This window comes from Brevundimonas sp. (assembly GCF_046295595.1).
GTDB lineage: Bacteria > Pseudomonadota > Alphaproteobacteria > Caulobacterales > Caulobacteraceae > Brevundimonas.
Genome location: NZ_JBKBMX010000013.1, coordinates 1 through 19476, shown reverse-complemented (window position 1 = coordinate 19476; position 19476 = coordinate 1). Strand labels below are relative to the sequence as shown.

General features: G+C 69.9%; 20 protein-coding genes. 12 read left to right on the top strand and 8 right to left on the bottom strand.

The window, feature by feature from the left end; genetic code table 11:
• Positions 1-124 precede the first annotated feature (124 nt).
• Genes uvrC through ACK4JY_RS09905 form a run of 3 tightly spaced genes read right to left on the bottom strand, consistent with a single transcriptional unit; the run spans position 125 to position 2987 of the window.
• A complete protein-coding gene (gene uvrC, locus ACK4JY_RS09915; protein WP_409605195.1) occupies positions 125-2041 on the bottom strand; it encodes an excinuclease ABC subunit UvrC in 1917 nt (638 codons plus the stop codon).
• 16 nt (positions 2042-2057) lie between these two features.
• Positions 2058-2504, bottom strand: a complete 447-nt coding sequence (locus ACK4JY_RS09910) for a DMT family transporter (RefSeq protein WP_409605193.1) — start codon at positions 2502-2504, stop codon at positions 2058-2060.
• A 9-nt stretch (positions 2505-2513) separates the two neighbouring features.
• Positions 2514-2987, bottom strand: coding sequence for an NUDIX domain-containing protein (locus tag ACK4JY_RS09905; RefSeq protein WP_409605191.1), 474 nt, complete (start codon positions 2985-2987; stop codon positions 2514-2516).
• 152 nt (positions 2988-3139) lie between these two features.
• Between ACK4JY_RS09905 and ACK4JY_RS09900 the strand changes: the two genes are divergently transcribed.
• From ACK4JY_RS09900 to ACK4JY_RS09880, 5 genes are all read left to right on the top strand, one after another.
• Positions 3140-3898: an SDR family oxidoreductase gene (locus tag ACK4JY_RS09900; RefSeq protein ID WP_409605189.1), complete on the top strand. Its 759-nt coding sequence runs from the start codon at positions 3140-3142 to the stop codon at positions 3896-3898.
• A gap of 3 nt (positions 3899-3901) precedes the next feature.
• Positions 3902-4306 carry a dihydroneopterin aldolase gene (folB, locus tag ACK4JY_RS09895; RefSeq protein WP_409605187.1) on the top strand — a complete coding sequence of 135 codons (405 nt, stop codon included), beginning with the start codon at positions 3902-3904 and terminating at the stop codon, positions 4304-4306.
• 67 nt (positions 4307-4373) lie between these two features.
• Positions 4374-5090, top strand: a complete 717-nt coding sequence (locus ACK4JY_RS09890) for a hypothetical protein (RefSeq protein WP_409605185.1) — start codon at positions 4374-4376, stop codon at positions 5088-5090.
• An 11-nt stretch (positions 5091-5101) separates the two neighbouring features.
• Positions 5102-5500 (top strand): hypothetical protein, encoded by a 399-nt coding sequence (locus tag ACK4JY_RS09885; RefSeq protein WP_409605183.1) that lies wholly within the window; start codon positions 5102-5104, stop codon positions 5498-5500.
• A gap of 97 nt (positions 5501-5597) precedes the next feature.
• Positions 5598-5888 carry a GNAT family N-acetyltransferase gene (locus ACK4JY_RS09880; protein ID WP_409605181.1) on the top strand — a complete coding sequence of 97 codons (291 nt, stop codon included), beginning with the start codon at positions 5598-5600 and terminating at the stop codon, positions 5886-5888.
• Between the two features lie 6 nt (positions 5889-5894).
• Here the strand turns inward: ACK4JY_RS09880 and ACK4JY_RS09875 are convergent, their stop codons facing one another.
• Positions 5895-6881 carry an SDR family oxidoreductase gene (locus ACK4JY_RS09875; protein ID WP_409605179.1) on the bottom strand — a complete coding sequence of 329 codons (987 nt, stop codon included), beginning with the start codon at positions 6879-6881 and terminating at the stop codon, positions 5895-5897.
• A 90-nt stretch (positions 6882-6971) separates the two neighbouring features.
• On the opposite strand from ACK4JY_RS09875, the gene ACK4JY_RS09870 reads away from it, so the two are divergent.
• Positions 6972-7598: a DUF4126 domain-containing protein gene (locus tag ACK4JY_RS09870; protein ID WP_409605177.1), complete on the top strand. Its 627-nt coding sequence runs from the start codon at positions 6972-6974 to the stop codon at positions 7596-7598.
• On the opposite strand, the gene ACK4JY_RS09865 is transcribed toward ACK4JY_RS09870, so the two are convergent.
• A complete protein-coding gene (locus ACK4JY_RS09865) occupies positions 7595-7906 on the bottom strand; it encodes a hypothetical protein (protein WP_409605175.1) in 312 nt (103 codons plus the stop codon). The genes ACK4JY_RS09870 and ACK4JY_RS09865 overlap by 4 nt on opposite strands.
• A 127-nt stretch (positions 7907-8033) precedes the next feature.
• On the bottom strand, positions 8034-9047 hold the full coding sequence (gene dusA, locus ACK4JY_RS09860) for a tRNA dihydrouridine(20/20a) synthase DusA (RefSeq protein ID WP_409605173.1): 1014 nt from the start codon (positions 9045-9047) through the stop codon (positions 8034-8036).
• Between the two features lie 94 nt (positions 9048-9141).
• On the opposite strand from dusA, the gene ACK4JY_RS09855 reads away from it, so the two are divergent.
• Positions 9142-9717 carry a DUF4142 domain-containing protein gene (locus ACK4JY_RS09855; protein ID WP_409605171.1) on the top strand — a complete coding sequence of 192 codons (576 nt, stop codon included), beginning with the start codon at positions 9142-9144 and terminating at the stop codon, positions 9715-9717.
• Between the two features lie 36 nt (positions 9718-9753).
• Here the strand turns inward: ACK4JY_RS09855 and ACK4JY_RS09850 are convergent, their stop codons facing one another.
• Positions 9754-11610, bottom strand: coding sequence for a monovalent cation:proton antiporter-2 (CPA2) family protein (locus tag ACK4JY_RS09850; RefSeq protein ID WP_409605169.1), 1857 nt, complete (start codon positions 11608-11610; stop codon positions 9754-9756).
• A 145-nt stretch (positions 11611-11755) separates the two neighbouring features.
• On the opposite strand from ACK4JY_RS09850, the gene ACK4JY_RS09845 reads away from it, so the two are divergent.
• Together ACK4JY_RS09845 and ACK4JY_RS09840 are read left to right on the top strand one after the other, a co-directional pair.
• The gene (locus ACK4JY_RS09845; protein ID WP_409605167.1) at positions 11756-13555 is read left to right on the top strand and encodes a vWA domain-containing protein; all 1800 of its coding nucleotides are present in this window, start codon (positions 11756-11758) and stop codon (positions 13553-13555) included.
• A 188-nt stretch (positions 13556-13743) separates the two neighbouring features.
• Positions 13744-14940, top strand: a complete 1197-nt coding sequence (locus ACK4JY_RS09840; RefSeq protein ID WP_409605166.1) for a winged helix-turn-helix domain-containing protein — start codon at positions 13744-13746, stop codon at positions 14938-14940.
• Between the two features lie 251 nt (positions 14941-15191).
• Here ACK4JY_RS09840 and ACK4JY_RS09835 read toward each other — a convergent pair whose 3' ends face one another.
• Positions 15192-15599, bottom strand: a complete 408-nt coding sequence (locus ACK4JY_RS09835) for a hypothetical protein (RefSeq protein ID WP_409605164.1) — start codon at positions 15597-15599, stop codon at positions 15192-15194.
• Positions 15600-15757: 158 nt separating this feature from the next.
• Between ACK4JY_RS09835 and ACK4JY_RS09830 the strand changes: the two genes are divergently transcribed.
• The 3 genes from ACK4JY_RS09830 to ACK4JY_RS09820 all read left to right on the top strand — a co-directional run bounded on the left by ACK4JY_RS09830 (position 15758) and on the right by ACK4JY_RS09820 (position 19363).
• Positions 15758-16168 carry a CBS domain-containing protein gene (locus ACK4JY_RS09830; protein ID WP_409605162.1) on the top strand — a complete coding sequence of 137 codons (411 nt, stop codon included), beginning with the start codon at positions 15758-15760 and terminating at the stop codon, positions 16166-16168.
• Positions 16169-16269: 101 nt separating this feature from the next.
• Entirely contained in the window at positions 16270-16833 is a 564-nt protein-coding gene (locus tag ACK4JY_RS09825) for a hypothetical protein (RefSeq protein WP_409605160.1), read from the top strand.
• Between the two features lie 109 nt (positions 16834-16942).
• On the top strand, positions 16943-19363 hold the full coding sequence (locus ACK4JY_RS09820; protein WP_409605158.1) for an ATP-binding protein: 2421 nt from the start codon (positions 16943-16945) through the stop codon (positions 19361-19363).
• Positions 19364-19476: the final 113 nt, after the last annotated feature.

Below are 19476 nucleotides of genomic sequence, written 5' to 3'. Positions count from 1 at the left end.
AACCGCTCATACCCCTTCGGGGGAGGGGGACCGCAAAGCGGTGGAGGGGGTCGGGGTTCAGGTTGCTGCGTGAGCCATGCCCCCTCCACCATCCTTCGAATGGTCCCCCTCCCCCGGCGCTTCGCTAGGGGGAGGGATGGAAGAAGGCGTGGATGCGTTCGGCGAGCGGCTGGTTGATCCCCTCGACCTTGACCAGATCGGCGACGCCGGCGCGGGAGACGCCCTTTGCCGAGCCGAAGGCGTGCAGCAGGGCCTTCTTGCGGCCGGGACCCACGCCCTCGATCTCGTCGAGGGGATTCTTCTTGATGTCCATCGACCGGCGGGTGCGGTGGGCGCCGATGGCGAAGCGGTGGGCCTCGTCGCGCAATCGCTGCAGATAGTAGAGCGCCGGCGACTTGAGCGGCAGCATGAAGGGCGGCTTGCCGGGGATGAAGAACCGCTCCAGCCCGGCGTCGCGATCGGGCCCCTTGGCGACGCCGACCACGGCGATGTCGTCGACGCCGAGATCGGCCATGACCGCGACCGCCTCGGCCAGCTGGCCGGCGCCGCCGTCGATCAGCAGCAGGTCGGGGCGCAGGACCTCGTCGCCAGCCTCCTCGTCCTTGACCAGACGGGCGAAGCGGCGGCGCAGCACCTCGCGCATCATGCCGTAGTCGTCGCCGGGGGTCAGATCCTCGCCGCGGATGTTGAACTTGCGGTACTGCGACTTCTGGAACCCGTCCGGCCCGGCCACGATCATGCCGCCGACGGCGTTGGTCCCCTGGATATGGGAGTTGTCATAGACCTCGATCCGCTCGGGGCGGCCCTCGAGACCGAAGGCCTCGCACACCTCGTCGAGGATCTTGCCTTGGGCCGAGCCCTCGGCCATGCGGCGGCCCAGCGCCTCGCGGGCGTTGGTCAGGGCGTGGTCGACCAGCGCCTTGCGGTCGCCGCGCCGGGGCAGTTCGATGGTCACCACGCGCCGGCCGTCGACGGTCTTGGCCTTGAGCGAAAAGGCCTCCTCCAGCAGCTCCATCTCGTGCGGCCGGACATTGGTGAGGATCTGCCGCGGCACCGGCCGGTCCTCGTAGAACTGGCCGAGGAAGGCCGACAGGATTTCCGGATCGGTGTCGGCCCGGTCGACGCGGGGGAAATACGCCCGGCCGCCCCAGTTCTGGCCGGCGCGGTAGAAGAAGACCTGGACGCAGGCCTGGCCGCCGTCGGAATGCAGGGCGAAGACGTCGGCCTCGGCGACGCCCTCGGCGCTGACGGAATTCTCCATCGAGATGGCCGACAGGGCGCGGATGCGGTCGCGGACGCGGGCGGCCTGTTCGAAATCCATGGCGTCGGAGGCGGCCTGCATCTCGCCCGACAGGCGGGCGATGACGGCGCGCGACTTGCCGCGCAGGAAGGCCTCGGCCTCGTCAACCAGTTCGCCGTAGTTCTCGAGCGAGATCAGGCCGGTGCAGGGAGCCGAGCAGCGTTTGATCTGGTGCAGCATGCAGGGGCGGGTGCGGGTCTCGTAGACGCTGTCCGAACAGGAGCGCAGCAGGAAGGCCTTCTGCAGGGTGGTCAGGGTGCGGTTGACCGCCCAGGTCGAGGCGAAGGGGCCGAAATAGTCGCCCTTCATGGTGTGGGCGCCGCGGTGCTTGCGCACTTGGGGGGCGCGGTGGTCGCGGCGGATCATCAGCTCGGCGAACGACTTGTCGTCGCGCAGCACCACGTTGAAGCGCGGTTTGAGCTTCTTGATGAAGCTGGATTCCAGCAGCAGGGCCTCGGTTTCCGAGGCGGTGATGACCAGCTCCATCGACCGGGTCAGGGAGACCATCAGGCCGATGCGCTGGGTGTGGAACCGGCCCTGGGCGTACTGCAGCACGCGCTTCTTCAGCGAGCGGGCCTTGCCGACATAGAGGCAGGTCCCGTCCTCGCCATACATGCGGTAGACGCCGGGCTTGTCCGGGGCGCGCCGGGCCTCGTCGCGAATCAGGTCGGCGGCGACCAGCGGGACGGGCGGCGTCTCGGGCGGCGTCTCGGCGGGGGCGGGAATCGTCTCCTCGGTCATCGGGACCGATATAGGCCTAGAAGCGGCGGACCATAAGGACGCCGCCGACCACCATGGCCACGCCGGCGACGCGGCCCCAGCTGATGGTGTGTTTCGGCACGCCCATCGCCCCGAAATGATCGAGGCCGATGCTGAGCAGCAGCTGACCCGCCACCATCAGGGTGATGGTCGTGGCCACGCCGAGCCGCGGCACGCCCCAGGCCGCCGCGACGACGAAGATGGCCCCGTACAGGCCGCCGACCCAGGCGTACCAGGGCAGGGCGCGCGAGGCGGCGATATCGGGCCGGGTCTGCAGGAGGACGGCGAGAATGCCGAGCGCCGCCGTACCGACGGCGAAGGAGACGAAGGCGGCGTTCACCGGCGAGCCGACGGCGCCCATCATCTTTGCATTGGTCGGCGCCTGCAGGGCGGTGGCGGCGCCGCCGAAGACGACGGCCAGCATGGCGAGGAGCGAGGGGTTCATTCGGGCTCGCTACCAGCTTGTCGCGCGTTCCGCACCGTCGAAAACCTCGGCCAGCCGATCGCGGGTCGCCCGGTGCGTGTCGGACGGCAGGTCATGGGGGTTGAACCAGCCGATCTCGGCGATCTCGCCCCCGCTGGTGCGCCCCGTCAGGGTGAAGCGGTCGATGCGGTAGACGAGGACATGGTCGCCGCGGAAGAAGCGCTCATTGGAGTGAACGCCGAGCAGGATCGGGCGGCCCTCTATGATGACGCCAGCCTCCTCGTGCATCTCGCGGGCGAGAGCGTTCTCGCAGGTCTGGCCGCGCTCGACGCCGCCGCCGGGCAGCCACCAGCCGTGCAGATAGGTGTGTTTGACCAGCAGGACGCGCCCTTCGCCGTCGACCGCCATGCCGCGCACGCCCAGGGTCATGCCGCGGTTGATCCGCGACCAGGCGAAGAACAGCGGCCGGGTGAGGGGCTCGATACGGGTGCGCCACGTCGTCATGGGCGGACGATAGGGCCTGACGGCTGCTTGAACAGCGGGGCCGGGCGCTTTATTGCGGGCGCCGACACAGGAGCATCCCATGCTGGCCCTCTACATCATCCTCGGCTTCGTCGCCGTCCTCGCCGCGATCAACTTCATCGAGTTCGGCCGGGTTGACTGAGCCGTCGGCCCGGAACGGCGCCGCCCTCGTCACCGGCGGGGCGCGGCGCATCGGCCGGGCGATCTGCCTCGAGCTGGCGAGCGCCGGCTTCGACATCGCGGTTCATCACCACACCTCGGACGATGAGGCGGCCGGACTGGTCCGCGAGATCGAGGGCCTGGGCCGTCGGGCGGTGGCCCTGTCCGCCGACCTGAGAGACATGGGCGCGACCCGCGACCTGATCGATCAGGCGGCCGGGGCCCTCGGGCCGGTGACGGTGCTGGTCAACAACGCCTCGGTGTTCGCCGACGACCGGCTGGACACCCTGACCGGCGAGAGCTGGGGCGAGCATATCGACACCAATCTGCGCGCGCCGGTGCTGCTGGCCCAGGCCTTCGCCCGGCAGGCGCCCGACGGCTCGGTGATCATCAATATTCTGGACCAGCGGGTGCTCAAGCCGGATCCGCGGTTCTTCTCCTACGGCCTGTCGAAGGCCGCCCTGTGGCACGCCACCCGCACCATGGCCCAGGCGCTGGCGCCGCGCGTGCGCGTCAATGGCGTCGGGCCGGGCCCGACCCTGCCGTCGATCCACCAGACGGAGGCGGATTTCGCCGCCGAGGCCGCCGCCGTGCCGCTGGCCCGGGCCGGCAATCCGCAAGCCGTGGCCGCCGCCGTGCGATGGCTGGTGGACGCCGAACTGGTGACGGGTCAGATGATCGCCGTCGACGGGGGCCAGCATCTGGCGTGGCAGACCCCGGACATCGTGGAGTAGCCCGTGGCCGCCTCATCCCCCCTGCCCTTCCCGGGCGCCGACGCAGCCCCGGGCATCCGCCGCGAGAGCCTGACCGTGTTCGTGCGCGGGCTGGAGGTCGCGGCCGGCATCGGCGTGCACGACCACGAGTTGGGCCGGCTGCAGCGGCTGGTCATCGACGTCAGCCTCGAACTCACGCCGGCGGCGATCGAGCGGCTGGCCGACACCATCAACTATGAGACCGTGGCCGAGGCCGCGCGGGCCATCGTCGCCGAAGGTCACATCGGCCTGGTCGAGACCTTCGCCGAACGGCTGGCCCTGGCCATGCTGGCGGACCCGCGGGTGCGGCGCTGCACGGTCAGGATCGAGAAGCCGGGCGCCCTGGACGGCGCGGTCGCTCCCGGCTGCGAAGTGACGCTGGCCCGCTGAGCCGCGTTCGACGGTTGCGCCCCGGGCGGCGGGCCGTCATTCTGACCCAAGGACTCGAAGGACCCCCATGGCCGAACCCGGCGATCCGCACACTCCGGACGATCACGACGACCTGATCGGCTTCGCCTCGCCGGCGTCGTTGCAGGGGCGCGCACGGTCGCCGGTCGAGCCGGAGGCCGAGCCGCCGGCGCAGCCGGGGATGGCGTATGGGCGCGAAACCGAGCCTGCGCCCGAACCTGACCTGTTTTCCCCCGCCTTGGCCACGGCAGGCCCGGTCGAGCCGGAGCCCGAGCCCGAGCCCCTGCCGCGCATCGAACCCTTTTCGGACCCCATCCCGCCCTTGGCGACGCAAGCCGCGGAGCCCGGACGGCCGGTCGCAGCGGCCTCGGTCTTCGAACCCTCGCCCGGGTTCCCGACCCGCCAGCGGCGGCGGGAACCGGCCGCCGTCCCCGGCGGCGGCATGGGACTGTACGCCGTCTATGCGCTGATCCTGTTCGCCGTGCCGACCCTCGGCGTGTCGGCGATCATCGGACTCTTCGCGGTCACCGGGCGGGCCGGGCCGGAAGATCCGCTGTCGCTGTCGCATTTCCTGTACCAGCAGCGGACACTGTGGGCCGCCGCCGTGGCCGTGACGGTCGGACTGATCTTCTTCCTCGTGCCGTTCGGTCTGGGACCGGCGATCATGTTCCTCGCCGCCCTGTGGCTGGTCGTGCGCGGCGCGTCCGGCGTCTGGGCGCTGAAGGCGGGCCGGCCAATCGCCGACCCGCGCGGCTGGTGGATCTAAGGAACCTTTTGATGACCTCGACGCCCCCCGAAGACGAGCCCCGGTTCCGTTCCAGCCATCCGGAAGAAGGCAAGGTCGCCGCTCTCATCACGTGGGCGCTCTACATCCTGTCGATCCCGAGCGCGGCGCTGCTCGTACCGGTCGGCCTGATCGTCGCCTATGTCGCCCGCGGAAATGCGTCCGGGGTGGCCCTGCAGCATATCGAGGCGCAGATCCGGCTCTTCTGGTCGACTTTCATGTGGACGATCATCTTCTCGGTGCTGTGGTTGATCAGCCTACTGTTGTCGATGATCGCGATCGGGATTCCGTTCCTGTTCGTCTTCTGGGGCGCGCTGTTCCTTCTTATGGTCTGGTTCACGATCAAAAGCATCTTCGGTCTGATCAGTCTCCTCGGAGACAGGGCCCCCTGACGCGGGAAAGTCGGCGAGACCGGCGGTCGGCGGGGAACAGGGCGTAACACACCGGGTTGGCGCTGTCTGAACGCCGACACCGGGATGGAGCCTGACGATGACCGATTTCCGAGACGTACTTGACCGCCAGAGGTTCGAGCAGGGTTTCACCGACCCTGACGGCGAGACGCGCTGCGTGCACGCGGACTATGCGGTTCAGGGAAAGACCAGGATCATTCTGCATGTCGAGGCCGATCCGGCGCTGAGAGGCACGGGCGCGGCGGGGACCTTCATGCAGGCGCTGGCCGAGCACGCCCGGGCCGAGGGGCTGAAACTGACGCCCCAGTGCGGCTACGCCGTCGCCTGGCTGAAGCGTCACAGCCAGTACGACGACGTCGTCGCCCGTTAAGGGGCCTCAGCCTCCTGAGTACCCGCCGATGATCGGGAGGATTTCGCCGGTGATGAAGCTGGAGCACTGCGGCGAGGCGAGGAAGACATAGGCGGGCGCGATCTCTTCCGGCTGGGCCGGACGCTTCATCACCGTCTCCGCGCCGAATTTCGCGACCTTGTCGGCGGGCTGGTCGGCGGGGTTCAGCGGCGTCCAGACCGGCCCCGGGGCGACCACATTGACGCGGATGCCGCGCGGCGCGAGGTGGGTGCCCAGCGATCGGGCGAAGGCGTGGATGCCGCCCTTGGTCATCGAATAGTCGAGCAGGCTGTCATTGCCGAGGATGCCGGTCACCGAGCCGGTCATGACGATCGAGCCGCCGGCCTTCATGTGAGGAACCGCCGCCTTCACGAGGCTGAAATAGCCGTAGAGGTTGGTCTTCAGGGTGCGGTCGAAATGCTCGAGCGTCAGGTCCTCCAGCGCCTCGACATGCTCCTGGAAGGCGGCGTTGGGCACGACCACGTCCAGCCGGCCGAAGGCCTCCAGCGTCGCCTTGACGGCGGCTTCCGAGAAGGCGGGGTCGGCGACGTCGCCCTGGAGCACGATCGCCCGCCGGCCCTCGGCCTCGACCGCCGCCTTGGCGACATTGGCGTCGGCTTCCTCGTCTAGATGGCAGATGGCGACGTCACAGCCTTCGCGCGCGAACAGCACCGCTACGGCGCGGCCGATGCCGGAATCGCCGCCGGTGATGATGGCGGCCATGCCCTCCAGCTTGCCGGACCCCTTCCAGAACGGCGCGTCGTACATGGGAGCCGGATCGAGCGCCGCCTCGTCGCCAGGCTTGCGCTGGTGCTGCTCCGGGAAGGGCGGTTCGGGGTATTTGCGCGCGCCGGCCTGGACCGCGCCTTCGTCCTTCGAACCCCCGCTCTCGCCCGTCTTGGCGTCGATGCCGGCCTGGATATCGCGCTGCTGGTCGGCGATCTTTTCGGCGCGAGGTTCAAAGCGGTCGGTCATGGTCGGCTCCTGTTTCGGGGGTGACCGGAAAGGCGCTGGAGCCGCCGGGTGTTCCCGCGCATGATGCCGCGGCAGGTTCAGGAGGCGACGATGCCCGGGTTTGATCTCGAAGCGCTGGACGCCGTGGCCGGTCCGCTGCAGGTGTGGATCCTGCCGGCTCTGCTGGGGCTCGGGCTGGCGTCGGCGACCGGCCTGCGCACCTTTCTGCCGCTGCTGATGCTGGCGCTGGCGGCGCGGTTCGAGGTGTTCGGGGTCCGGCTGATCGATCAGATGGACTGGCTGGTGTCCTGGCCCGCCATCGCGGCGCTGGGGGTGGCGACGATGGCGGAGTTTCTCGGCGACAAGGTTCCCGCGATTGACCACGGGCTCAATGCGGTGGGCTATGTCACACGGCCGGTCGCCGGCGCGATCGCGGCCGGCAGCGTGTTCTGGGCGGTCGATCCGGCCATGGCGGCGGTGGCCGGGCTGATCGTCGGGGCCCCGGCGGCCCTGGCCTTCAACGCCGCCCAGACCGGGGTGCGAGTCGGTTCTACCGCCACCACGGGCGGGCTGGGCAATCCGGTGGTGTCGCTGATTGAGGATGTGCTGGCCGTTCTGACCGTAATCGTCGCCTTTATCGCGCCGATCCTGATACCGGTGGTGCTGATCGTGCTGGCGGTGATCGTGTTCCGGCTGGCGCGGCGGATCCGCGAGCGGCGCGCGGCGCGAGCGGCCTAGAGCGAGCGGCTGACGATCGCCTTCAGGGTCTCGGCCTTCGCCGGGAGATCGGACGACAGCCGGCCCGCCAGTTCGCGAGCGCCCACCGGATAGGCGTCGCCGCCATCGGCGATTTCCTTCGCCATGCGCGAGGCCTCCATCAGCACCCGCTCCAGCGCCTCGACCTGTTCAACGGCCAGGGCGCGGGCTTCAAGCTGAAGCCGGCGCACCCGCTCGGACGTGGTCTCGGGCGAGCGCATCAGATCATAGATTTCCGCATCGCCGGGGATGACGCGCAGATCAGGCTTTGTGGTCGAACTCTTGGACATGGCTTACTCCTGCCAAGCCGAATGCGAAGCTAGGCCGGACCGTTCCCCGTTGCGCAGGGTAAACGGCCGACAACCGTCCACGGTGTGTTTCTGTTGCATCACAACACCGTCGGTGGCGAATCCGCCGTCAGGCGGCCCGGGTCGGGCGCTCCACCCGGCCTTCCGCCTCCCGAACAGCCTCGACGGCGCGGTCGACCACGTCCAGGCCCGCGCCCGGCCGGACCGACTCCACGGTGAGGATGCGGCGGAAGGCCCGTGCGCCGGCACGGCCGTACATCAAACCCAGCATATGGCGGGCCATTGCCGGCAGGTGAACGCCCTCCTCCAGCCGCGCCGCCATATAGGGCCGGTAGCGATCGATGGCGGCGAAGGCGTCGATATCGGGCGCCGAGCCCCCGAACAGCCGCCGGTCCGCCTGACCCAGTATGGCGGGCTCATGATAGGCCGCGCGGCCCAGCATGACGCCGTCCAGTTGCACGCCGTCGGCGTCGTCCAGATGGGCCTCGGCCTCGTCCATCGAGGCGACGCCGCCGTTGATGGTCACCGCCAGGTGCGGCCGTTCGCGCTTCAGCCGGCGCACGAGGGCGTAATCCAGCGGCGGGACGTCGCGATTTTCCTTCGGCGACAGGCCTTTAAGCCACGCCTTGCGGGCATGGACGATGAAGACCTCGACGCCGACGGCGGCGCAGGCGTCGACGGTCTCGAACAGGGATGTCGCGGGGTCCTGATCGTCCACGCCGATGCGGCATTTGACCGTGGCGGGCACAGCGACTGCGGCCTTGATCGCCGCCATGCAGTCGGCGACCAGCTGCGGCTCGCGCATCAGACAGGCGCCGAAGCGGCCGGACTGGACCCGGTCCGAGGGGCAGCCAACGTTCAGGTTGATCTCGTCATAGCCGAAGGACTCGCCGATCCGGGCGGCCTCCGCCAGCTGGTCCGGATCGGAGCCGCCGAGTTGCAGCGCCACGGGGTGTTCAACGGGGTCGAAGCCCAGCAGCCGCTCGCGGTCGCCGTGCAGCACGGCGGGGGCGGTGACCATCTCGGTATAGAGCAGGGCGCGGGACGTCAGGGTGCGATGGAACGCGCGGCAGTGCCGGTCGGTCCAGTCCATCATCGGGGCGATCGAGAGGCGGCGGTCCATCGGGCGCGGTCCATACACCGAACCGGGCGACGACGCGACCATCGGGAACCGTGGCGGTCCCAGACGGTTGTCGGGGTCTCAAGGAGGAATTCCCATGATCAGACCACTTCTCGCCGGCGTCGCCTGCGTCGCCCTTCTCGCCGCCTGTAACCAGGAACAATCGCCCGAGCCCGTCGACAAGGCCCAGGATATGGCGGCCGCGCCGGTTGGCCAGATGTCGGCCGCGACGCTCGGCGCCAACACCGTCGGCGGCTATGTGCCGAACGCGGCGGAAGGCGACATGTATGAAATCATGGCCGCCGACATCGCGCTGGAGCGGTCGCAGAACGCCCAGATCCGCGAGCTGGCGACCATGATCAAGACCGATCACACCGCCGCCTCCAACGCCATGAAGGCCGTGGTTCCGCAGGCCGCGCCGGACGTCGCCCTGCCGACAGAGCTGGACGAGCGCCGTCAGGGCATGCTCGACAACCTGCGCTCGGCCTCGGCTGAAACCTTCGAGCGGACCTGGATCGATCAGCAGATCGCCGCGCACAACGAGGCCCTGACCCTGCATCGCGGGTTCTCGGACAATACGGATGCGCCGCAACTGGCCGAACACGCCCGCTCGGTCGTGCCGAAGATCGAGGCGCACCTGCGTCAGGCGGAGCAGATCAAGGCGGCGATGTAACCATCGCCTCTGTGATGCAGCGAAGGGCGGCGCCGATCAGGCGCCGGCCTTTTCGCGTTCCTCGTCCTCTTCCAGCGCCTCGGCCGCCTCCTCGTTGAGGGCCGTGCCCTCGTGGCGGGGCTTGATGTAGGGCTCGGGCCGGGTGGTGGCGATATTGCCGCGCATCAGGGACCGGCCGCCGGTGATGCCCTCGACCAGCTGGATCGAGAGCCGCTGTTCGTCGCGGCGGCGGACGTCCTGGATCGTCTCGCGGGCCTCGTCGGCCGAGAAGCCAAGATCGATCAACACCTGCTCGCCAAAAACCAGGGCCGATTCAAAGGTTTCCCGGAGCTGGTACTCGACGCCGGCCTGGACGAGGCGGATGGCGTGGCCGCGGTCGTAGGCCCGGACGAACAGTTTGGTTAGTGGGAACTCGGATTTGACCAGTTCAACGATGCGGTCGGCGGTTTCCTGTTTGTCGACGCAGACGAGGATGGTTTCGGCCCGGCCGGCGCCGGAGGCGTGGAGGACGTCGAGGCGGGCCCCGTCGCCATAGTAGACCTTGAAGCCGAAATCGCCGGCGGCCTGGATCATCTCGACGTCCATGTCGATGATCGAGACGTCGACGTCGCGGGCCAGCAGCGGCTGGGACACCACCTGGGCGAAGCGGCCGAAGCCGATGATCAGCACCCGCTCGCGCAGGTCTGCGGCGCGGTCGACGCCGTCGGCGTCATCGGGCGACAGGTCCTCGTTCGGGCGCATCCGGTCGGCCAGCATGACCCTGAGCGGTGTCAGCGCCATCGACAGGATGACCACGGCCGAAAGGATGGCGGCGGTGCGCGCGTCGAAGAGGCCCGCGGCGAAGGCGGTCGAGTAGATGACGAAGGCGAACTCGCCACCCTCGCCCATCAGGGCGGCGCGCAGCAGGCTCTCGCCATGCATCCGCTTGAGCCGGGCCACGGCGTAGACGGCGATCATCTTGGCCGACATGAAGGCGGCGAGCCCGCCCAGCACCCAGGCCCAGTCGGCGAACACCACCCGCACGTCCAGCGACATGCCGACGCTGAGGAAGAACAGGCCGAGCAACAGGCCGCGGAACGGCTCGACATCCGCCTCGAGCTGGTGGCGGAAGGTCGATTCCGACAGCAGCACCCCGGCGAGGAAGGCGCCCATGGCCATGGACAGGCCGCCGAGGTTCATGGCGTAGGCGGCGCCGAGGACGACGAACAGCGCGCCCATGGTCATGACCTCGCGGCCGCCGTAGCGGGCCAGTAGGCGGAAGAAGGGATTCACCACCCAGCGCCCGGCGACATAGACCAGCGCCACCGCGCCGATCGCCAGCGCCACGGTCATCCAGATGGGGTTGCCGGTCTCGACCGCCGAGCCGTAAGTCCCCGCCAGCACCGCCACGAGGGCCAGCAGGGGGACGATGGCGAGGTCCTCGAACAGGAGGATGGAGATGACCCGCTGGCCGGCGGGCGCGGCGTTTTCGTTGCGCTCCTGCAGCAGCTGCATGACGATCGCCGTCGAGGACAGGGCGAAGCCGAAACCGGCGATCACGGCGGCGTACCAGGCCAGGCCGGCGGCGAGGGCGAGGCCGGTCAGCAACACGGCGCAGACCAGCACCTGGACCGCGCCGAGGCCGAAGATCTCGCGCCTGAGACTCCACAGGCGCGCCGGTCGCATCTCCAGACCGATGATGAACAGGAACATGACGACGCCCAGTTCGGCGACGTGCAGCACGGATTCCGGATCACGCACCACGCCAAGGGCCGAGGGGCCGATCAGCAGGCCGGCGGCGAGATAGCCGAGCACGGAGCCGAGGCCGAAGCGCCGGAACAGGGTGGCGGCGACGACCATGGCGGCGAGCAAGGCGACCGCGTGGCCCAGACCCATGCTGGTTGTCTCGTGCATCGCGGATCCCCTGTTTACGCCCGCTGTCATTGTGGGGATGCAAACGGCCGGACGCCAGCCCGAGGCGTCAGGCATCGTCAGGCGACCGCGACGCCGATTGGCGGGATGATCCAGAGCCGATGGCACGGAACAGGGAGCGACGCCGATGACGACCTATCCGCTGAGACGCAGTCTGGCCGCCGTGCTGGCGGTCTCTCTCGCCGCGCCTCTGGCGCCCGCGCCGGCGATGGCCGGGGTCGGGCCGGACCTCGCCCGTGACGGGGTCGTCTCGCCCGACAACTGCCGCGCGGTCGGGATCGACCTGGCCCCGGCCCGGCCGGAGGTCTACCGCGGCCGGGTCGCTGCGACGGGCGGCGCCCGGGCCATGACGGGGCCCATGCCGCCGCCGCCTCCGCCTCCGCCGCCTCCCCCGCCCGCTCCGATGGCGGCGCAGATGGACGAGGTCATCGTCTCGGCCTCCCGGGTGCGCGGCGAGGCCGCCTATGTCCCGCCGCCCGCGACCGTCGCACGCGACACCGAACGCTATCCCGACGCCACGCCGAACCCGGTGCGGCGCGTCGCCGACGAGCCGGTCTCGACCTTCTCGATCGACGTCGACACGGCCAGCTATTCGAACGTGCGCCGCTTCATCGAGGAAGGCCGGCTGCCGCCGGCGGACGCGGTGCGGGTCGAGGAGATGATCAACTTCTTCGACTACGGGTACGAGCGGCCGCGCTCGGCGTCCGAGCCGTTCGCCGTCACCACCGCGGTCACAGCCTCGCCGTGGTCGCAGGGGTGGCAGATCGTCCATGTGGCGCTACAGGGGTATGAACTGCCGGAGAGCCAGCGGCGGCCTTTGAATCTGACCTTCATGGTCGACGTCTCGGGTTCGATGCATTCGCCGGACAAGCTGGCGATGGCGCAGGCGTCGATGAACCTGATCATCGACCGGTTGCGGCCGCAGGACCGGGTGGCGGTGACCTATTACGCCTCGGACGTCGGCACGGCCGTGGGACCGACGCCAGGCGACCAGAAGCTGAAGCTGCGCTGCGCCGTGGCGGCCCTGAACGCCGGCGGTTCGACCGCCGGGGCGCAGGGCATGGTCAACGCCTACAGCCAGGCCGAGGCCGCCTTCGGGCGCGACAAGGTCAACCGCATCCTGATGTTCACCGACGGCGACTTCAACGTCGGGGTCACCAATGACCAGCGGCTGGAGGACTATGTCGCCGCCAAGCGGGGGACCGGCATCTATCTGTCGGTCTATGGCTATGGGCGCGGCAACTATCAGGACGCGCGGATGCAGGCCATCGCCCAGGCCGGCAACGGCACGGCGGCCTATGTGAACAATCTGGAGGAGGCGCGCCGGCTGTTCGGCCCGGCCTTCGACCGCGGGGCCTTCCCGATCGCCGACGACGTCAAGATCCAGGTCGAGTTCAACCCGGCGCGCGTCAGCGAATACCGGCTGATCGGCTATGAGACGCGGCTGTTGAACGAGGCGGATTTCGCCAACGACCGCGTCGATGCTGGCGAGGTCGGCTCGGGGGCGTCGGTGACGGCGCTGTATGAAATCACCCCGGTGGGCGGGCCGAGCCAGATCCCCGACCGGCGCTATGACGCCAACCGGATCGGCGTCGGCGGCGGCGATCCGTCCGGCGAGATCGGCTTCGTGCAGGTGCGTTACAAGCTGCCGGGCGAGCGTGACTCCCGGCTGATGCAGCGGCCGGTGTCGAACGCCGCCGCCGGCCGGGTCTCGGCCCAACCGCCGGAAAGCACCCGGTGGGCCCTGGCCGTCGCCGCCTTCGGGCAGAAACTGCGCAACGATCCGTGGATGGGCGAAGGCTACGGCTGGGACGAAATTCTGGAACAGGCGCAGGGGGCGCGGGGCGAGGACCCGTACGGCGAGCGGGCGGACTTCGTGCAGCTGGTCCGCGCGGCCGGGGCGATGGAGGGGCAGGCGCGACCATAGGTCCGGGAATCCCTTCTCCCATCGGGGGAAGGTGGCGGGGCGGAGCCCCGCCGGATGAGGGTCGGCTGGCGGATGCGGCGAAGCCGCCCGCCGGCGGTCGACCCACACCCTTTCGCGCAAGGACGACGGCTGCGCCGCCGTGCGCTCAAGCCCTCTCCCAATGGGAGAGGGTTCGTGCATGATTACGAGTGACCGAAACCCTCTCCCCTACAACCGCCCGCCGCATCGCGCTGTCCGCCCAAGGCTTCGGCCGCAAGCCACCCGCAGCGCCCGGCCGACCGCACGTCCGCGACGTCGTCCGCCGCCTCGGCGTCGTCCAGATCGACAGCGTCAATGTGGTGACGCGGACCCACTATCTGCCGGCCTTCTCGCGGTTGGGGGACTATCCGCGCGAGGCCCTGGAGGCCGAGGCCTGGGGGGCGCGGCGGGGGCTGTTCGAATACTGGGGGCATGAGGCGTCGCTGTTGCCGATGGATCTGCAGCCGCTGCTGCGCTGGCGCATGGCGCGGGCGGAAGGCGGCGAGATGTGGGGCGGGCTGGCGCGGTTCGGGCGCGAGCGGCGCGACTATGTCGACGGGGTGCTGAAGGAGATCGAGCGGCGCGGGCCGGTCACCGGCGCGGACTTCAACGATGCGCCGCGCGGGGCGCCCGGCTGGTGGTCGTGGTCGGACGGCAAGCGGGCGCTGGAGTGGCTGTTCTGGGCCGGGAGGATCACGACGAAGACGCGGCGCGGGTTCGAGCGGGTCTATGACCTGACCGAGCGCGCCCTGCCCGCCCGCATCGTCGACCAGCCGACGCCGACCGAGGCGGACGCGCAGCGAGACCTGGTGCGGATCGTGGCGCGGGCGCTGGGGGTGGCGACGCAGGCGGACCTGCGGGACTATTTCCGGCTGCCGCTGGCCGATGCGAAGGCGCGGACAGCGGAGTTGGTGGAGGCGGACGAGCTGACTCCGGTGGCGGTCAAGGGATGGCGGCATCCGGCGTATCTTGCGGTCGGGGCAAGGACGCCGCGCAAGGTGGCGGGGGCGGCGCTGTTGTCGCCGTTCGACAATCTCATCTGGACCCGCGACCGGACCGAGCGGCTGTTCGGGACGCGGGTGCGGCTGGAGATCTACACCCCGGCGCACAAGCGGACGCACGGGTATTACGTCCTGCCGTTCCTCGAGGATGAGGCGATCACGGCGCGGGTCGATCTGAAGTCGGACCGGCAGGCCGGGGTGCTGCGGGTGCAGGCGGCGTGGCGCGAGCCGGACGCCACGCCGGAGACGCGGGAACGGCTGGCCGCGGAGCTTCGGCGGATGGCGGGCTGGCTGGGACTGGAGGGGGTCGAGGTCGCCGGGAAAGGAGACCTCGCCGAGGCCCTGGCCGGGGCGGTCAGGGACTGACGATTTCGACCAGTGCGAAGGGGCGGATTCGGCCATTGGCCGGTCAGCCCGACCTGCCAGACCCGGGACATCGGGCCGGGACATGCGGGACAAGACCGGGACCAAAGCGGGACAAGACGAGGACACACCCGGGACATCGCGCGGGACAGGCGGGATATGCGGGACAGGGCCGCCAAGGGAGGCGGCCAGGCGGGCCGGGCGCAAAGAGAAAAGGCCGCCCCGTTTCCGGGACGGCCTTCGCAGGGGGTCGGCTACCAGCGGGTGCGGTAGACCGAGCGCTGGAGCTGATATTCGACCCGGTCCAGCCGACGGTCGAGATCGACATACTCGGCCCGGTTCAGCCCGTTGCGGGCATAGCGGCGTTCAAGGGCCTGGTACTGGTTCAGCTGTATCGCGAGGTTGCGCGCTTCGAGGCGATGGACCCCGCCGCTCCAGGCGAGACGGTCGACGTGCTGCGCCAGGACCTGGACGCGGTAGTGGAGGTCGCGCGGGGTCTGGCCGTAGCCGCGTGCGGGGCCGTAGCCGTAGGGCTGGCTGTAGCCCGGCGAGCCGACGCCGATGCTGATGCTGAAATTCTGGGCCAGCGCCGGGGTCGCGACCGTGACCGCGGACGCCGCCAGCAGGGGGAGCAGGGCTTTCCTGATCAGGGCGGTCTTCATGGCGTTTGTCCTTTCGGAGCCGGGACGATTCCCGGGGGATGCAGGCCATAAAGCAGGTGGCGGGTGACACGACCCTGAGCGGCTCGTTGTCCAGCTGTCAGGAACCGGGGCCGGGCCCGGGGGTTCTGTCGGAAACCCGACAATCAGGAGAAGACCCGATGAAAATCCGCGACGTGATGAGCAAGGACGTGCAGGTCGCCCGGCCGGGAGACACCCTGCAGGAGGTCGCCTCGCGCATGGCCAGCGGCGACTTCGGCTTCATGCCGGTGGCCGACGGCGATCGCCTGATCGGCACGATCACCGACCGCGACATCACCGTGCGGGCGGTGGCCGGCGGCGCCTCGTTCAGCTCGCCGGTGGTCGAATACATCAGCCGCGACGCGCAGACGGCCTATGCCGACGACGACCTGAAGACGGTGCTGGACGCCATGGGTTCGAAACAGATCCGCCGCCTGCCGGTGCTGGACAAGGACGAGCGCCTGGTCGGGGTGGTGTCGCTGGGCGATCTGTCAACGCGGGTGAAGGAGAAATACGCCGGGGAGGCGCTGGAAGACATTTCCCGCTCCTGAAGCGGCGACCAAGGCGGCCGTCAAGGTCCGCTTAACCCTTTCGCCAAACCACGTGTTCACCCCCGGAAGCGCACTCTCGCCATTCACCACGGGAGAGGCGGATGGCGCGAGCGCAGTTCCAGAAGGGCCAGAAGGTCTGGGTCGAGTGTGTCGGCGCCTGGGCCCAGATCGAAAAGGTCCAGCCGGTTTGGGCCAAGGGCTTCGAGGAGCCGGTGCGCGTCACCTATGACGTCGGTCTGGGCCGGGAGTTTCTCGGCCACGAACTGCTGCTGCCGAGCGAAGACCCGGCCGCCAACGCCGGCGAGAGCTGGCGGCTGATGCGGGCGCGCAACAAATGGCAGACGGCCGAGGACACGCCGCACCACCCCTTCCCCGGCACCTATCCGGTGGTGGTCACCGACAAGGCCGACTGGGGCGGATGGCGCGTGCCGGGCGCGGAGTATGATCGCGATCCGGAACAGATCGAATTCCAGGCCCGGCTGATCGCCGCCGCGCCGCAGCTGATGGCCCTGGCCGAGCGGATGGTGGCGGCGGTCGACGATGCGCCCGACGACGCGCCGCCGGAGATGCAGTCGCTGGCGCGCGACGCCCGCACCGTGCTGAAGACCGTGACGGACGTGCTGGGCGCGCCGGAGATGGCCGTCGCGCCGTCGCAGGCCGCCTGACGGAGACCGTCCCCGCAATTGAACGACCAGCAGGGCGAGTAAGCCTCGACAGGAATCCGCGACGCAGCCTAGATTCAGCCATCGTCGCCGAATCGTCCGGGAGAGCGCCTTGCGGGGCAGTGAGCGCCGCATAACCCCGCAAGGACGGCGCGCCCAGGACCGGCGCAAGGGCCCGCCCGCATGGGTGCGGATCGCCATCCTTGCCGCGACCCTGGCCGTCGCCGCCTATGTGCTTCTGTTCGCTCGCGAAATGGCGCGTCCGGGGCAGGAAGCCGACGCCCTGCGCATGGCCGCCGTCGACCGCGAGGCGCGGATGCTGGCGCTTGAGCTGGAGACCCGGGTGGCGCCGGTCGAGACGGCGGTGCGCGCGGCGGCGCAGTTCTCGGGCGCCCGCGCGCTGGAGCAGGCGCGTGCGGCCGAGCCGGACAGCGCCTTCGCCGTGATCACTGCGAACGGAAGCGTGACCGCGGTCGCCGGCGCCGCCCCCGCCGCCTTCGAGCCCACGCCCGGAAAGCCGGGACTGGCGGCCGACGGCGCCGCCCTGCTGGTTTCGGGGACCCTGGCCGACGGAAGCCGGCTGCTGGGCCGGGCCCCCCTGCCCTCGCTCCGGACCGCCGACGGCGTCGATCTGTGGCTGCTGTCCGGACCGCGCACCCTGCTTGTCGGCGGCTCCGGGGCGGAGACGCCGCCGGGCCTGCCCCAGACCCCGGCCGACGGACTGGGTCAGGGCGCGACCCTGCCGCGGGAGGGGGGCGCCGTGCGGCGCACCACGGTGGCGGTCGGCGATACCGGCCTGATCGCCATGGCCTCGACCCCGGTCAGCGCCGGCGCCGGGGGGCTGCTGGACGACGCCTGGGTGCTGGCCGCGCCCCTGATCATCGGCGTGCTGGTGCTGTTGCTGACCCTGCTGCAGCAACGCCGGCAACTGGGCATCAGCCGCGAGTGGGCGGCGTCGGAACGGCGCTTCCGCGGCGCGGTCGAGGCGGCGCGGTGCGGCGTCTGGGACTGGGATCTGGAGAGCGGCCAGCTGATGCTGTCGGACTATATGGCCGACCTGATGGGGCTGGGGCGGACCGGCCTGGTGTCGGCCGAGGCCTTCATGGAGCGGATCCACCCGCGCTACCGCGGGGCCGTGGAGCACGCGGTGCGCCAGGCCGAGACCTTCGGCGCCTTCGAGGTCAGCTTTCCGGTGCCGGACCCCCAGGGCCGCGCGCGGTGGATCGACGCCCGCGGCCAGGCGCGCGGCGAACGGGGCGAGGACGGGGCCACCTCCATCCTCGGCATCGCCCTGGACACGACCGAGGCGCGGCGCGCCAAGGCCCATGCCCAGGCCGCCGAGGGCCGGCTGCGCGACGGCATCGAGAGCGTCTCGGACGCCTTCGTCCTGTTCGACCGGAACGGCCGGTTGATCCTGTCCAACCAGGCGTTCGAGGACGCCTTCAGCTTCGAACCGGGGGTGGTGCGCAAGGGCGCGCTGAAGGCGGATCTGAACCAGATCGCCGGCCTGGCCATCAAGTCGGAACAGCCGGCGCCGGGCGGCCGGGCCGGGGCCCGCGAGGTCGAGTTGCACGACGGCCGCTGGCTGCAGCTGGTCGAGCGATTCACCTCGGACGGGGGCTCGGTCGTTTCCGCCGCCGACATCACCGCCATCAAGCAGAAGGAGGCGGAGCGCCAGCGCGCCACCGAGCGGCTGCACGTCACCATCACCGAGCTTGAGGACCGCGAGGAGAAGCTGTCGTCGCTGGCCCGCAAATACGAAGTCGCCATGACCCGGGCCGAGGCGGCGAACCAGGCCAAGTCCGAGTTCCTCGCCAATATGAGCCATGAACTGCGCACGCCGCTGAACGCCATCAACGGCTTCTCGGAGATCATGGCCGGGGAAATGTTCGGGCCGCTGGGCGACGCCCGATACAAGGGTTATGCGGCCGACATCCTGCGCTCGGGCCAGCATCTGCTGAGCTTGATCAACGACATCCTCGACATGGCCAAGATCGAGGCCGGCAAGCTGACGCTGCACTATGAGGCGGTGTCGATGAAGGAGATCGTGGACGACGCGGCGCGGCTGATGCGCGGGCGGGTCGAGGAGGCGGGGCTGAAACTGCTGGTCGATGCGCCCGACCTGCCTACCATCGAGGCCGATCATCGCGGGCTGAAACAGGTGGTGCTGAATCTGCTGTCGAACGCGGTCAAGTTCACGCCGGAAGGCGGCGACATCGTCGTGGCCTTGTCGCGCGAGGACGACGACCGCATCCGGGTGGCGGTCACCGACACCGGCATCGGCATCGCCGCGGACGATCTGGCGCGGCTGGCCCGCCCGTTCGAACAGGTCGAGGGGCAGCATTCCAAGACCACCCAGGGCACGGGTCTGGGCCTGGCCCTGACCAAGTCGCTGATCGAATTGCATGGCGGGACGTTGACGATGGAGAGCGAGCCGGGACGCGGGACCACGGTCAGTTTCGATGTGCCGATCCGCAAGCCGGTAGACCCGTCCGAGGCGGGCGCGGCGGTCAGCAGCCGACAGGCGGCCTAGGTTCTGAACCCATAAAGCTTGCGGTGACCCGGTCTCGCTGATTCAAGGATTCCGGAAGGAGCCTTGGCATGGCGCGATACGATCTGAGCGAGGTGGAGTGGCGGCTGATCGAG

Excerpts from the sequence above, each read along its gene's own strand:
- uvrC (WP_409605195.1), bottom strand. The coding sequence starts at position 2,041 with ATGACCGAGGAGACGATTCCCGCCCCCGCCGAGACGCCGCCCGAGACG.
- ACK4JY_RS09910 (WP_409605193.1), bottom strand. The coding sequence starts at position 2,504 with ATGAACCCCTCGCTCCTCGCCATGCTGGCCGTCGTCTTCGGCGGCGCC.
- ACK4JY_RS09905 (WP_409605191.1), bottom strand. The coding sequence starts at position 2,987 with ATGACGACGTGGCGCACCCGTATCGAGCCCCTCACCCGGCCGCTGTTC.
- ACK4JY_RS09890 (WP_409605185.1), top strand. The coding sequence starts at position 4,374 with ATGGCCGAACCCGGCGATCCGCACACTCCGGACGATCACGACGACCTG.
- ACK4JY_RS09885 (WP_409605183.1), top strand. The coding sequence starts at position 5,102 with ATGACCTCGACGCCCCCCGAAGACGAGCCCCGGTTCCGTTCCAGCCAT.
- ACK4JY_RS09880 (WP_409605181.1), top strand. The coding sequence starts at position 5,598 with ATGACCGATTTCCGAGACGTACTTGACCGCCAGAGGTTCGAGCAGGGT.
- ACK4JY_RS09875 (WP_409605179.1), bottom strand. The coding sequence starts at position 6,881 with ATGACCGACCGCTTTGAACCTCGCGCCGAAAAGATCGCCGACCAGCAG.
- ACK4JY_RS09870 (WP_409605177.1), top strand. The coding sequence starts at position 6,972 with ATGCCCGGGTTTGATCTCGAAGCGCTGGACGCCGTGGCCGGTCCGCTG.
- ACK4JY_RS09865 (WP_409605175.1), bottom strand. The coding sequence starts at position 7,906 with ATGTCCAAGAGTTCGACCACAAAGCCTGATCTGCGCGTCATCCCCGGC.
- dusA (WP_409605173.1), bottom strand. The coding sequence starts at position 9,047 with ATGGACCGCCGCCTCTCGATCGCCCCGATGATGGACTGGACCGACCGG.
- ACK4JY_RS09855 (WP_409605171.1), top strand. The coding sequence starts at position 9,142 with ATGATCAGACCACTTCTCGCCGGCGTCGCCTGCGTCGCCCTTCTCGCC.
- ACK4JY_RS09850 (WP_409605169.1), bottom strand. The coding sequence starts at position 11,610 with ATGCACGAGACAACCAGCATGGGTCTGGGCCACGCGGTCGCCTTGCTC.
- ACK4JY_RS09845 (WP_409605167.1), top strand. The coding sequence starts at position 11,756 with ATGACGACCTATCCGCTGAGACGCAGTCTGGCCGCCGTGCTGGCGGTC.
- ACK4JY_RS09835 (WP_409605164.1), bottom strand. The coding sequence starts at position 15,599 with ATGAAGACCGCCCTGATCAGGAAAGCCCTGCTCCCCCTGCTGGCGGCG.
- ACK4JY_RS09830 (WP_409605162.1), top strand. The coding sequence starts at position 15,758 with ATGAAAATCCGCGACGTGATGAGCAAGGACGTGCAGGTCGCCCGGCCG.
- ACK4JY_RS09825 (WP_409605160.1), top strand. The coding sequence starts at position 16,270 with ATGGCGCGAGCGCAGTTCCAGAAGGGCCAGAAGGTCTGGGTCGAGTGT.